This window comes from Actinoalloteichus caeruleus DSM 43889, assembly GCF_000429185.2.
Lineage (GTDB): Bacteria > Actinomycetota > Actinomycetes > Mycobacteriales > Pseudonocardiaceae > Actinoalloteichus_B > Actinoalloteichus_B caeruleus.
In genome coordinates this window covers 2,764,288-2,776,278 of the sequence record NZ_AUBJ02000001.1, presented here as the reverse complement: position 1 = coordinate 2,776,278, position 11,991 = coordinate 2,764,288, and the positions used below count along the sequence as shown (strand labels likewise).

General features: G+C 73.5%; 10 protein-coding genes. 5 read left to right on the top strand and 5 right to left on the bottom strand.

Going from position 1 to position 11,991, the window contains the following annotated elements:
* Positions 1 to 60 precede the first annotated feature (60 nt).
* The gene (locus G443_RS10250; protein ID WP_035272898.1) at positions 61 to 1,131 is read left to right on the top strand and encodes a DUF4192 family protein; all 1,071 of its coding nucleotides are present in this window, start codon (positions 61 to 63) and stop codon (positions 1,129 to 1,131) included.
* A 5-nt stretch (positions 1,132 to 1,136) separates the two neighbouring features.
* Here G443_RS10250 and galE read toward each other — a convergent pair whose 3' ends face one another.
* The 3 genes from galE to G443_RS10235 all read right to left on the bottom strand — a co-directional run bounded on the left by galE (position 1,137) and on the right by G443_RS10235 (position 4,087).
* Positions 1,137 to 2,087 carry a UDP-glucose 4-epimerase GalE gene (gene galE, locus G443_RS10245; RefSeq protein WP_026418315.1) on the bottom strand — a complete coding sequence of 317 codons (951 nt, stop codon included), beginning with the start codon at positions 2,085 to 2,087 and terminating at the stop codon, positions 1,137 to 1,139.
* Positions 2,088 to 2,222: 135 nt separating this feature from the next.
* Positions 2,223 to 3,401 carry a galactokinase gene (galK, locus tag G443_RS10240; protein ID WP_026418316.1) on the bottom strand — a complete coding sequence of 393 codons (1,179 nt, stop codon included), beginning with the start codon at positions 3,399 to 3,401 and terminating at the stop codon, positions 2,223 to 2,225.
* Positions 3,398 to 4,087: an iron-dependent transcriptional repressor DtxR gene (locus tag G443_RS10235; RefSeq protein WP_026418317.1), complete on the bottom strand. Its 690-nt coding sequence runs from the start codon at positions 4,085 to 4,087 to the stop codon at positions 3,398 to 3,400. Before G443_RS10235 ends, galK begins: the two co-directional genes overlap by 4 nt.
* Positions 4,088 to 4,396: 309 nt before the next feature.
* Between G443_RS10235 and G443_RS10230 the strand changes: the two genes are divergently transcribed.
* Positions 4,397 to 5,248, top strand: coding sequence for a sulfurtransferase (locus G443_RS10230; RefSeq protein WP_026418318.1), 852 nt, complete (start codon positions 4,397 to 4,399; stop codon positions 5,246 to 5,248).
* Positions 5,249 to 5,270: 22 nt separating this feature from the next.
* On the opposite strand, the gene G443_RS10225 is transcribed toward G443_RS10230, so the two are convergent.
* Together G443_RS10225 and G443_RS10220 are read right to left on the bottom strand one after the other, a co-directional pair.
* On the bottom strand, positions 5,271 to 5,930 hold the full coding sequence (locus G443_RS10225; protein WP_026418319.1) for a DUF3558 family protein: 660 nt from the start codon (positions 5,928 to 5,930) through the stop codon (positions 5,271 to 5,273).
* Positions 5,931 to 6,258: 328 nt separating this feature from the next.
* The gene (locus tag G443_RS10220; RefSeq protein WP_026418320.1) at positions 6,259 to 6,930 is read right to left on the bottom strand and encodes a FadR/GntR family transcriptional regulator; all 672 of its coding nucleotides are present in this window, start codon (positions 6,928 to 6,930) and stop codon (positions 6,259 to 6,261) included.
* Between the two features lie 343 nt (positions 6,931 to 7,273).
* On the opposite strand from G443_RS10220, the gene G443_RS10215 reads away from it, so the two are divergent.
* The 3 genes from G443_RS10215 to G443_RS10205 all read left to right on the top strand — a co-directional run bounded on the left by G443_RS10215 (position 7,274) and on the right by G443_RS10205 (position 11,955).
* Entirely contained in the window at positions 7,274 to 7,687 is a 414-nt protein-coding gene (locus tag G443_RS10215) for a four-helix bundle copper-binding protein (RefSeq protein ID WP_026418322.1), read from the top strand.
* Between the two features lie 257 nt (positions 7,688 to 7,944).
* Positions 7,945 to 9,105: an acetoin utilization protein AcuC gene (locus tag G443_RS10210; protein ID WP_026418323.1), complete on the top strand. Its 1,161-nt coding sequence runs from the start codon at positions 7,945 to 7,947 to the stop codon at positions 9,103 to 9,105.
* Between the two features lie 105 nt (positions 9,106 to 9,210).
* Entirely contained in the window at positions 9,211 to 11,955 is a 2,745-nt protein-coding gene (locus tag G443_RS10205) for a bifunctional acetate--CoA ligase family protein/GNAT family N-acetyltransferase (protein ID WP_026418324.1), read from the top strand.
* Positions 11,956 to 11,991: the final 36 nt, after the last annotated feature.

Sequence of the window (11,991 nt, the reverse complement as noted above, 5' to 3'; positions counted from 1 at the left end):
TCCACAGGTCAGCGGGGCGGCGATGGCTGGTCGGGCATGCCGAGGTGAACAGTGGCGGCCATGACCCCGACACCGCCGCCCGCCCTGGCCTCCTGCGTCCGCCTGCACGACCCCGGTGAGGTCGTGGCCGCCGTCCCACACCTGCTCGGTTTCCATCCCCAGGAGTCCCTGGTGGTCATCTGCCTCACGGGTGAGCGGCGGTCCCGGGTCGGTCTCTGCCTCCGGTTGGACCTCCCACCCCGCGAGGACGAGACCGCCGTCCTCGACCACGTGCTGCCGCCGCTGCGCGGTCAGCGCGCCTCGGGCGTGCTGCTGGTCGTGGTCGGCGGCGGCGCCCGAGGTCGGCGCGGCGGACCGCCCCGCCGCGCCCTCGTCACGGCCGTCGAGCGGGCGGCAGCGGAGGCCGGGGTCGCCTGCCTGCACTCGGTGTGGGTGGCGGCGACCTCGGCGGACGAACGGTGGTTCTGCTACGACGAGGACGCCTGCTCCGGCCGCGTTCCCGATCCGGCGGGCACCGTGACGGCGGCGGCCAGCGCACTCGCCGGGTTCGTCACCTTCGCCGACCGCGCGGCGCTGGCCAGGCTCCTCGACCCCGATCCGCCGGCGGATCTCCACCGGAGATCGGAACTCCTCGGGCCGGTGGAGGAGACAGCGGACCTGGAGCGGGCCCTCGACGCCGGTCGTGCCGCCCGCGCTGACCTGTCCGCGGTGCACCGGGCGCTGGAACAGGTTGAGCGAGGCACGTTCGTCGTGACTGACGAGGACGTGGCGAGGATCGCCGTGGCGTTGTCCGAAACCCGGGTGCGGGACGCCTGCATGTCCTGGAGTTCGGGACCGCGTTCCGCGGCCGCCGAGCGGTTGTGGCTGGTCCTGACCAGGGCGACCCCGCCGCCGCACCGTGCGGAACCGGCCGCCCTGCTTGCGGTGACGGCCTACCTGCGTGGCGACGGGGCGCTCGCCGGGCTCGCCCTGGAGGCCAGCCGGGCCGCGGCGCCCGAGCATGCGCTGGCCCGGCTGCTCGGTCGGGCGCTCGCCGCCGGACTTCCACCCGACCGAGTGAGAAGGGTGGTCGCGGACGGAGCGGAGGAGGCCCGCCTGGCGATCGAGTCGGACGGCGAGGACGCCTGGTGACCAGGTCAGCGAGACGCGAAGGCCCACGCGTCGGCGACGATCCTGTCCAGGTCGGTGCGCTCCGGTGTCCACCCCAGCTCGGCGCGGGCCAAGGTGCTGGAGGCGATGAGCCGGTCCGGGTCACCGGGCCGGCGAGGGCCCACCACGGCCGGGATCGGGTGGCCGGTCACCCGCCGGCAGGCGTCGATCACCTCACGCACCGAGAAGCCGTGCCCGCTGCCCAGGTTGTAGATGCGGTGTTCACCGCCCACCGCATGGCTCAGGGCCAGCTCGTGCGCGTCGGCGAGATCGGTGACGTGGATGTAGTCGCGCACACAGGTGCCGTCCTCGGTGGGCCAGTCCTCCCCGGCGATCTGGATGTGCTCCCGGGTGCCCTGCGCGACCTGGAGCACGAGCGGGATCAGATGGGTCTCGACGGTGTGCCGCTCGCCGTACTGGCCGTGCGCCCCGGCGACGTTGAAGTACCTCAGGCTCACGGCGGCCAGCCCGTGCGCTCGCGCGTAGGAGGTGATGGCGTAGTCGATCGCGAGTTTGCTGGCGCCGTAGGTGTTGGTCGGCCGGGTCGGCGCGGACTCCGGGATCGGCACCTCCTCGGGTTGTCCGTAGGTCGCGGCGGTCGAGGAGAACACCAGCCGTGGCGTGCCGTGCTCCCGCATGGCCTCCAGCAGGCGGAGCGAGGTGACGACGTTGCCGTCCCAGTACTTGGCCGGGTCGGCCATCGACTCGGCGACGAGCGACTTGGCCGCGAAGTGCAGGACCCCGTCGTAGCCTTCGGAGAGCACGTCCCCGGCCACCTCGGCGAGGTCACCTCGCACGAACCGGCACCCGTCCGGCACCGCGTCGGCATGACCGGTGGACAGGTCGTCCAGCACGACGACCTCGTGTCCGCCCTCGACCAGGCGGGCGGCGCACACGCTTCCCACATAGCCCGCGCCACCCGTCACCAGCAGTTTCACGATGGTGTCTTCCCTTTCGCCGCGTCCCGCCCACGGCGGTCGGGACTGGGCGGCCCATTCTGCCCGGTCACGGCGGGTGGCCGAGGCCCCGGCACCCGGAGCCGCGGAGCTCCGGGTGCCGGCGCGGGGTCCCGCTCAGCGGTCGAGGTCCCGACCCGCGCCCGCCGCCGGTACGGCCGAGAAGAACCTGGGGTCCGCCAGTCCCTCAGCGCGGTAGGCGTCGGTGACGGCACGCCGCACCGCCGGACCGCGCTCGGTCTCGACGAGCGCGATGCCGGAGCCACCGAAACCGCCGCCCATCATGCGGGCCCCGGCGGCGCCGGCCTCCACCGCGACGTCCACCGCCAGGTCGAGTTCCGGGCACGACACGCGGTAGTCGTCGCGGAGGCTCACGTGGGATTCCGTCAGCAGCGCGCCGGCCTCCCACGTCCGGCCGGTCCGCAGCAACGCCACGGTGTCGCGGACCCGCTGGTTCTCCGTGACCACGTGGCGTGCCAGCGGACGCAGCGCGGGGTCGAGTTGGGACAGTCGTTCGGGCAGCTCGCGCGGCTCGATCGCGCTCAACGAGGTCACCCCGAGCTGCTTGACCGCCTGCTCGCAGCCGGCGCGGCGGTCGGCGTAACCCGACTCGCTGTGCTCGTGGCGGGTGCCCGAGTCGATGACGAGCACCTCGAGCCCCTCCGATGCGGGATCGAAGGGCACCTGTTCCCGTTCCTCCGTCGACACGTCGTACAGCAGCAGGTGGGCCTCCTGGCAGCACAGCGACGCCATCTGGTCCAACACGCCGGTCGGGGCACCGACGAAGTCGTTCTCGGCGAGCTGCGCCCAGCGAGCCACCTGGACGCGGTCGGAGTCGTCGGTGACGGGCCTGCCGGCAAGGTCCAACAGCGCCAGCGCGACCGCGCACTCCAGGGCGGCCGAGGACGACAACCCGGCTCCGCTGGGCACGTCGCCGGCGATGACGAGTTCCACGCCCTCCCGCTGGAGGCCCGCGTCCCGGAGGACCCAGGCGACCCCGGCCGGGTAGGCGGACCACCCGGTGACGTCACCGGGCTCCACCTCGGCCAACGGCACCGGAGCCGCCGCTCGCGCGTGCCCGGAATCATCGACGGTGGTCATCCCGACCAGCCCGTCCTCGCGGGGCGAGGCGGCCACCGCGATGCGGTAGGGCAACGCGAACGGCAGCACCAGACCACCGTTGTAGTCCGTGTGCTCCCCGATGAGGTTCGCCCGACCCGGGGCGGACCACACCACCTCCGGAGCCCGCCCGTGCAGCTCCTGGAAGGTGCGGGCCGCCCGTCTCCCCGGCGTCATCGGGTGCGTACCAACACGGCGTGGGCGATGCTGGAGACGATCTCCGCGCTGGCGACGCCCTCCACCTTCACCGGCTGGCCTGACGTGCTCGCCTCCACCCTGACGTCGTTGCCCGGCATCACGCCGGCCGCCTTCAGGTCGGCCATCAGGACCGGGTCGAGCTGCACGTGCTCGGCGATCCGGCTCACCCGGACCAGGCCCCCGCCCTGCCGGGCGACCTCATCGAGCCTGCGGAGGTCGGCGTCGGCCGGCGGGGCGGCGTCGCCGACCCCGAGTTTGTCCAGCCCCGGAATCGGGTTCCCGTAGGGGGAGGTGGTCGGGTGGTCCAACAGCGCTACCAGCTTGCGTTCGACGGCCTCGCTCATCACGTGCTCCCACCGACACGCCTCACTGTGCACGTGCTCCCACTCCAGGCCGATCACGTCCACGAGCAGCCGTTCCGCCAACCGGTGCTTCCGCATGACCGCGATCGCTCGTTCCCGGCCGGTCTCGGTCAGTTCCAGGTGCCGGTCGTCGGCCACCACCAACAGGCCGTCCCGCTCCATTCTCGCCACGGTCTGGCTGACGGTGGGCCCACTCTGCCCGAGGCGTTCGGCGATACGCGCGCGCAGCGGGACGACGCCTTCCTCTCCGAGCTCGTAGATCGTCCGGAGATACATCTCCGTGGTGTCGATTAGGTCGTTCACGCCAGCTCTCCTGTACGTTTTCGGAGCCAGAGGCATCAGAGGCGGACTAGCGGGGGCTGCCTGTTCGATGAGGTGCTTCCTCGACCGTCCTGATCGCGCGAGGCGATGCTGACCGGACTCCGGGTGACCCGACTCACGGTAACCAGCCCGCCGCCATTCTAGTCGTCTGTTCACACAGTGTTGTTCCCCCTGACAGCCGCCGGGGACGGACCGCGCGGAGTCTGGAACCGTATCGGACGGCAACGACATTCCCCGACCGTCGCGCGCCTCACCCCGCGCGCGGCGATCCGCGGACGAGAGAGGTGGGACATGGGGCCACTGGTCACCCCCGACGAACTGGCCGAACGGCTCGGCGCCGCCGGACCGACGACCCTGTTGGACGTCCGGTGGAGCCTGACCGGACCGCCCGGGCGGGAGGCGTATGACGCCGGCCACCTGCCTGGTGCCGTCTTCGTCGACCTCGACACCGAGCTCGCGGGACCGCCCGGTGCAGGAGGACGACACCCGCTGCCGGACGCGCAGCGCCTGGGCGCGACGCTCCGCGCGGCTGGGGTCGGCGCTGGTCGACCGGTGGTCGTGTACGACGCGGTGGACGGGTCCGCCGCCGCCAGGGCCTGGTGGCTGCTCCGCTGGGCCGGCCATCCCGAGGTGGCGGTGCTCGACGGGGGGTACGCCGCGTGGGTCGGCGCTGGTCACCCGGTCACCACCGAGGTGCCCGCGGCACGCCCTGGCGACTTCGAGGTCGTCCCCGGGGCGATGCCGGTGCTCGGCGCGACCGAGGCCGGCGCGTTGGCCGCGACGGGCCTGTTGCTCGACGCGCGCGCCCCGGAGCGGTACCGGGGGGAGGTGGAACCCGTCGACCCGAGGCCAGGCCACGTGCCCGGCGCGGTGAACGCGCCCTTCGGCGCCCACGTCACCGAGGAGGGGCGGTGGCGGAGCCGGGAGGAGCTGGCCGCCCACTTCGCCGGTCTCGGCGTGCGGCCGGGCCAGGAGGTGGGTGTCTACTGCGGGTCCGGTGTGACCGCGTGTTCGGTGGTGCTGGCCCTGGAAGCCGCCGGGGTCCGGGAGGCTGGCGCGCCGGCGGCGCTCTACCCGGGGTCCTGGTCGGAGTGGTCGTCCGACCCGGCCCGGCCGGCGGTGCTGGGGCCGGATCCGCGCTGAGCGGGACAGGCCCCGACACCGGTCAGCCCGCCGGCAGCCGCTCGACGGCGATGCTGATCGCGTTCTCCACCTGCGCGCAGTAGTCCCCGTCAAGCATCCCCAGAGAGTCCAGGTCGAACCGGAGGGCGTCCGGGGCGCCGTCCGTGGCGATCTGCACGGAGATGTCGCAGCGGCCGGGGTTGTACAGCTTGAAGGCGCTGTTGCCGGCGATGGTCATCGGCGCCACGTCGGAATAGGTGTAGTCCTCGACCACGCTCGGGCCGAACCCGGTGAACTGCATCTTCGTCCACGGGCTCGCGCCGTCGAGCGAGATCTCCCACTTGCACTCGTCCGGGAACTCGTCGCCACCCGCCTCGATCTCGACCGCGTCGGCGCCGAGCAGCTCGCGGAGTTCGTCAGAACTCAGCAGCTCGCACACCACGACGCCCTCGGAGGTCTTCACGGTGCTCACCTCGCCGGTGGGCACCTGGGGGACCCCGTCGAAGCCGAGGTCGGCCTCGTCGTCGGTGCCGGGGAACGCGGGTTCGGTGGCCGGCGGGGCCGGTGCGTCCGACGACCCGGTCTGCCCCTGGTCCGGTGCCGCGCCGAGGGGGATCGCGGTTCCGGACACCTCGGTGGCGCACGCGCTCAGCCCCGCGGCCAGCAGCAGAGCGCCGACGGCGTTCCAGGTTCGCCTCGTCATGAGGGCCCGCCTTTCCACGGCACGGGCCGTCGCGACGATCGCCGGCGGGCGTCGAAGGCGACGGCTGGGGTTGGACCGAGGGGCCTCGCCACGCGTGGCGTGGCACCACGCCCGTGTGCTTCCCGCGAGGTCCGCTTGACGGCAGAGGCTAACCCAGAGGAGTGATCATCGGCATCCGAATCGGTCAGGAGCACGCGAAGGGCGGTGCCGGTGGGGTGGAGGCGAAGGTGTCCCTCCTGCGGGAGGAGGTTGTCCGAGCGGTCCCGGTCCCGTCACCCCGTCGTGGAGCCGACCGCCCGAGTCGCCTCGTCCGGTCGGGCCGTAGCCACTACAGCGCGGTGCGCAGCCACTGCTCCACGCCCGCCACGTGAACGGTCGCCCAGGACCGCGCGACCTCCGCCTCGCGACTGATGATGGCCTCCGCGATCGCCCGGTGTTCGTCCAGAGTCCGGCGGACGGAGTCCTTCTGGGTCAACCCCCGCCACACGCGAGCCCGGTGCGTGGAGCTGGACAGGCTGTCGACGAGTGAGCAGAGCACCTGGTTCCCGGTGCCTTCCGCGACCCGCCGGTGGAACTCGATGTCGTTGGCGACCAGCTGCTCGATGTCGGTGTGGTCGGTGACCTCGTCGAGCAGGGGCAGCAGGCCCCTGGCGTCCTCGTCGGGCATCACCTGCGCCGCGATCGCCGCTGCCGCCGGTTCCAGGATGCGGCGCACCTCGAACAGCTGGAGAACGCTCTCGTCCTGGTGGAAGTCGACCACGAAGGCCACGGCGTCGAGCAACAACGCCGGGTCCAGGCTGGTGACGTAGGTGCCGTCGCCCTGCCGGACGTCGAGGACGTGGATCAGGGCCAGCGCGCGCACGGCCTCACGCAGGGAACTCCGGGAGAGGCCGAGGTGAGCGGCGAGGTCGGCCTCCCTGGGGAGCCGGTCGCCCGGCCGCAGCTCCCCGTCGATGATCATCTGTTTGATCTTCTCGATCGCCGAGTCCGTCAGCGCCACCCTGTCACCCACCGTCCACGTTCCGGCCGCCCCCAGGCGCGCGCCGTCACCAACAGTTTCCGTCACCACGCGGGGGTGCCGGCAGGCGCCCCAACCCCGTGGCCCAGGGGGGAGCCGCCGACCGGCCGGGCGTGGTCGGCGACGCGCGGGGCCCGCACATCGCGGACCGTGGGTGCTCGGGGGCCGGTGACCCGGCGTTCCACGTCGCCCCTCGACGGGACCTTCGCGGCGAGGAGTCACACCGCGACGGGGTACCCGAGCGGGTGGAGGACGCGAACCGCGCGGCGGCCCGGGTGGCCGGGCGCAGTCGCGGAGGACCACTGCAGGAGCAGGAGGAGCGGCCATGAGCACCGTGACGGACATGCTGAACACCTATCCGGCCGGTCTCGGCGCCGTCGACCGGACGGCCCTGGGGGAATGCGTCGAGGAGTGCCAGCGTTGCGCCCAGGCCTGCACCGCGTGCGCCGACGCCTGCCTGGCCGAACCCGACGACGAGTTGCCGATGCTGCGGAAGTGCGTGCGGACCTGCGCGGACTGCGCCGACGTCTGCGATGCCACCGCGCGTGTGCTCTCCCGGCACACCGGGTACGACGTGAACATCAGCCGCACCCTGGCGCGGGCGTGCGCGACGACCACGATCTCCTGCGCCGAGGAGTGCCAGCGGCACGCCGGCCGGCACGGGCACTGCCGGGTGTGCGCGGAGGCGTGCCGGCGGTGCGCCGACGCGTGCCAGCGCCTGCTCGCCAATCTCAGCTGACGTCGCGCGGCTGGCCGCCGGTCGCACCGGCGAGGGGCCGGTTCCGCCGCCCAGCCGGCGGACTCGCCGGTCGGCCAGGGAGGCGGCGCCGGTCCCGTCGCCCGTGCCGGTGGCATCCCCGACGCCCCGGGTGCGCCCAGCGCCCCTACCGGCGAGGACCGTGCCGGATCGTCGGTCAGCTGGCGGCCGGTGCGCCCCAGCCGTGACTGACCCGAACGGGCGACTCGGCGAGCGCCGTGCGGGGTACGGTCGGCCGCATGGACGCCGTGGTCGTGTGGGACGAGTCATATCTCGGTTACAACCTGGGGGAGCACCACCCGCTCAACCCGCGTCGACTCGACCTGACCATGCGCCTCGCCGGAGAGCTCGGGCTACTGACGGATGTCAGCGTCCTCCGGCCGCCCGAGGCGACGAGCGCGCAACTCACCCGGGTCCACGAGAGCGGGTACGTCGAGGCGGTGCGCGCCGGCCGTCGTTCGGTCGGCCTGCGTGGACTGGGGACGGTCGACAACCCCGTCTTCGACGGGATGCACGAGGCCGCGGCGCTGATCGCCGGAGGATCGTTGGCGGCGGCGCGCGCGATCCTGGACGGCGCCTCCCGTGCCATCAACATCGGTGGCGGCCTGCACCACGCCATGCCGGGGCACGCCGCCGGGTTCTGCGTGTACAACGACTGCGCCGTGGCGATCGCCTGGCTGCTCGACCACGGCGTGGAACGGATCGCCTACCTCGACGTCGACGTCCACCACGGAGACGGGGTCCAGACCGCCTTCTACGACGACCCCCGGGTGTTGACCGTGTCCGTCCACCAGCACCCCGCGACCCTGTGGCCGGGCACCGGACGTCCCGAGGAGCTGGGGACGGGCGCGGCCGAGGGGACGTCGGTGAACCTCGCGCTGCCCCCGGGTACCGGGGACGCCGGCTGGCGGCGTGCGTTCGAGGCCGTGGTCCCCGCGGCGCTCGCAGCCTTCCGCCCCCAGCTGCTGGTCACCCAGTGCGGCGCCGACACCCACCGGGAGGACCCGTTGGCGGACCTGCGGCTCACCGTCGACGGGCATCGGGCCCTCTACCGGCGGTTGCGGGAGTTGGCGGAGACGTACGCCGAGGGGCGTTGGCTCGCCCTGGGCGGGGGTGGGTACGCGCTCGCCCGGGTGGTGCCGCGCTCCTGGACCCACCTGATCGCGACGGTGCTCGACCGCGACCTCGCCCCGGGGACCGGCGTGCCGGGGGAGTGGGTTCGCTACGCCACCCCGTTCGCGGGGGGCGACGCCCTCCCCGCCACCCTGAGCGACGGGGTCGACCCCGGCTACCAGCCGTGGGACGGGACGGTCGACACCCCGGTGGACCACGCGCTGCTCGCCACGCGACGGGCGGTGTTCCCCCTGCTCGGGCTCGACGCGGATGACCGGCGGGACTGAGACCGGGGCGGACCCGGTGCGTGAGTGGCGCCACCCCCGGCCCGGGACGGGTAATCATGAGGCGGTTCGGAGCGACGTGTCAGGCAGGCGGCCCAGGGCGGAGTGATGACGGTGGACGACGGGCAGCGTGCGGGCGGCGACGATCCGGTCGAGGACCTCGGAGCAGGCGCGGCGGCGGACTACCCGAGGCACTGGCGGGCCGATGTCGTGCTCGCCGACGGCGGCACCGTGCACCTGCGGCCGCTGCGCCCGGCGGACGGGCCACGACTGGTCGAGCTGCACGCCAGGATGAGCGACCGGACACGGTACTTCCGGTACTTCGGGGCCTACCCGAGGATGCCCGAGGCGGACATGCGGCGGTTCAGCACCGTCGACCACCACGACCGGGTCGCCTTCGGCGCGTTCCTCGGCGACGACATCGTCGCCGTCGGCCGGTTCGACCGGCTGCCGTCGACCAGCTCCGCCGAGGTCGCCTTCGTCGTGGAGGACGCCCACCAGGGCCGGGGGCTGGGTTCGATCCTGCTGGAACACCTCGCCGCCGCGGCGCGGGAGCGTGGGCTGCGCCGCTTCGAGGCCGAGGTGTTGGCGGAGAACGGTCCGATGCTGCGCGTCTTCCGCGACGCCGGCTACTCGGTGCGGCGGGAGGTGGAGGAGGGCATCCTGCACCTGGAGTTCGACGTCGACCCCACCGAGCGCTCGGTGGCGGTGGCCAGGGCGCGGGAGCAGGCCGCCGAGGCCCGGAGCGTCCACAACGTCCTGCACCCCCGTTCGGTCGCGGTGGTGGGCGCCTCGGCGGACCAGGCCAAGGTCGGGCACGCCGTGCTGGCGAACCTGTTGGCGGCCAACTTCGCGGGGCCGGTCTACCCCGTCAACGCCGAACACCGGTCGGTGCGGGGTGTCCGCGCCTACGCCTCCGTGCTGGACATCCCCGACGAGGTCGACCTCGCCGTCATCGCCGTACCCGCGGCCCGCGTCGACGAGGTGCTTGACGCCTGCCTCGCCAAGGGCGTCAAGGCGTTGGTCGTCGTCACCTCCGGGTTCGGCGAGACCGGTGAGGACGGGCGTTCGCAGGAACGCCGCCTGGTCCGCGAGGCCCGCGCGCACGGGATGCGGGTGATCGGGCCGAACGCGCTCGGCGTGGTCAACACCGACCCCGAGGTGCGGCTGAACGCGACCCTGGCGCCGCGCCTGCCCGGCCGGGGGAGGGTGGGGTTCTTCTGCCAGTCGGGGGCGCTGGGAGTGGCGATCCTGGCGACCGCCGCCAACCGGGGACTCGGACTGTCCACCTTCGTGTCGGCGGGCAACCGGGCCGACCTGTCCGGGAACGACCTCCTCCAGTACTGGCAGACGGATCCGGCGACCGACGTCGTCCTCCTCTACCTGGAATCGTTCGGCAACCCCCGCAAGTTCGCCCGGTTGGCGCGCCGGCTGGGACGGACCAAACCCATCGTCGCGGTCAAGTCGGGTCGACACGCCGTCAGTCCCGCGCTGCGGGCCACCTCGGTCCCCGTGGACGAGGCCAGCGTGCAGGCGCTGTTCGAGCAGTCCGGGGTGATCAGGGTGGAGTCCCTAGCCCAGCTCTTCGACACCGCCCTCGTGCTGGCCAACCAACCGCTCCCCTCGGGCGACCGGGTCGCGGTGGTCGGCAACGCGTCGGCCCTGGGGGTGCTCGCCGCCGACGTCGCGCTCGCCCAGGGGATGAGGGTGGCCGGTGATCCCGTCGACGTCGGGGCGGGGGCGGGCCCGGAGGAGTTCGGTGCGGCCGTGCGCGACGCGGTGCGGCGGGAGGACGTCGACGCGGTGGTCGCGGTGTTCGTGCCCCCGCTGGCCGTGTCGGGAGCCGAGTACGCGCGCGCGCTGCGCGCGGTCGTCTTCGAGGACTCGCTCGCGGCCGCGAAACCCGTGGTGTCGACCTTCCTCGCCGCCGAGGGGGTCCCGGAGGAGCTCGCGGTGGGCGGAGCCGACGGCACGGCACCCGGCTGGGGTTCGGTGCCCTCCTACCCCAGCCCGGAACGGGCCGTTGGCTCCCTGGCGAGGATCGCCAGGTACGCGCGGTGGCGGTCGGCTCCGCAGGGTGACTTCGTCACCCCGGCCGGTGTCCGGACGGACCAGGCGAGGTCGGTGGTGGACGGGTGGATGGCGGATCCGCCGGAGGGCAGTGCCGAGGAGGCGGACGGCGGATGGCGGCTTCCCGACGAGGAGGCGGTGCGCCTGCTGCGCTGTTACGGGGTGGACGTCGTCGACTTCCGCCGGGTCCGCGGTTCTGGCGCGGCGGTGCGGGCGGCGGCCGAACTGGGGTACCCGGTGGTGCTGAAGTCACCGGACCGGCGGTTGCGGCACCGCAACGACCTCGTCGGGGTGCGGCTCGACCTCGACAGCGCCGACTCGGTGCGGGCCGCGCACCGGGCGCTGCGGGACCTGTCGGGTTCCTCCGAGGTCTACGTGCAGCGGATGGCGCCGAAGGGCATCTCCTGCGTGGTCGGGGTCCAGGACGACCCCTCCTTCGGCGCGGTGCTCTCGTTCGGGCTGTCGGGGATCGTCACCGACCTGTTGGGCGACCGTGCCTACCGCGCGGTGCCGCTCTCGGACGTCGACGCGTCGGAGCTGGTCCGAGCCCCGCGCGCCGCCCCGCTGCTCACCGGCTACGGCGGGGGTGAGCCGGCGCGGCTGGACGCGCTCGAGGACCTGGTGTTGCGGGTGGCGGCGTTGGCCGAGGACGTGCCCGAGCTCCGGGAACTGAGGTTGGAGCCCGTGTTGGCGTCCTCGGCGGGAGCGTTCGTGACCAGCGCGACCCTCACCATCGGGCCGCCTCCCACCCGGACCGACACCGGGCCCCGGCGGCTGCGCTGAGTTGAGGGGCCCGGAGTGGCCCCCGGGGACACCGTT

Coding starts and splice junctions, on each gene's coding strand:
- G443_RS10215 (WP_026418322.1), top strand. CDS start 7,274: ATGAGCACCGTGACGGACATGCTGAACACCTATCCGGCCGGTCTCGGC.
- G443_RS10225 (WP_026418319.1), bottom strand. CDS start 5,930: ATGACGAGGCGAACCTGGAACGCCGTCGGCGCTCTGCTGCTGGCCGCG.
- G443_RS10230 (WP_026418318.1), top strand. CDS start 4,397: ATGGGGCCACTGGTCACCCCCGACGAACTGGCCGAACGGCTCGGCGCC.
- galK (WP_026418316.1), bottom strand. CDS start 3,401: ATGACGCCGGGGAGACGGGCGGCCCGCACCTTCCAGGAGCTGCACGGG.
- G443_RS10210 (WP_026418323.1), top strand. CDS start 7,945: ATGGACGCCGTGGTCGTGTGGGACGAGTCATATCTCGGTTACAACCTG.
- G443_RS10250 (WP_035272898.1), top strand. CDS start 61: ATGACCCCGACACCGCCGCCCGCCCTGGCCTCCTGCGTCCGCCTGCAC.
- G443_RS10205 (WP_026418324.1), top strand. CDS start 9,211: ATGACGGTGGACGACGGGCAGCGTGCGGGCGGCGACGATCCGGTCGAG.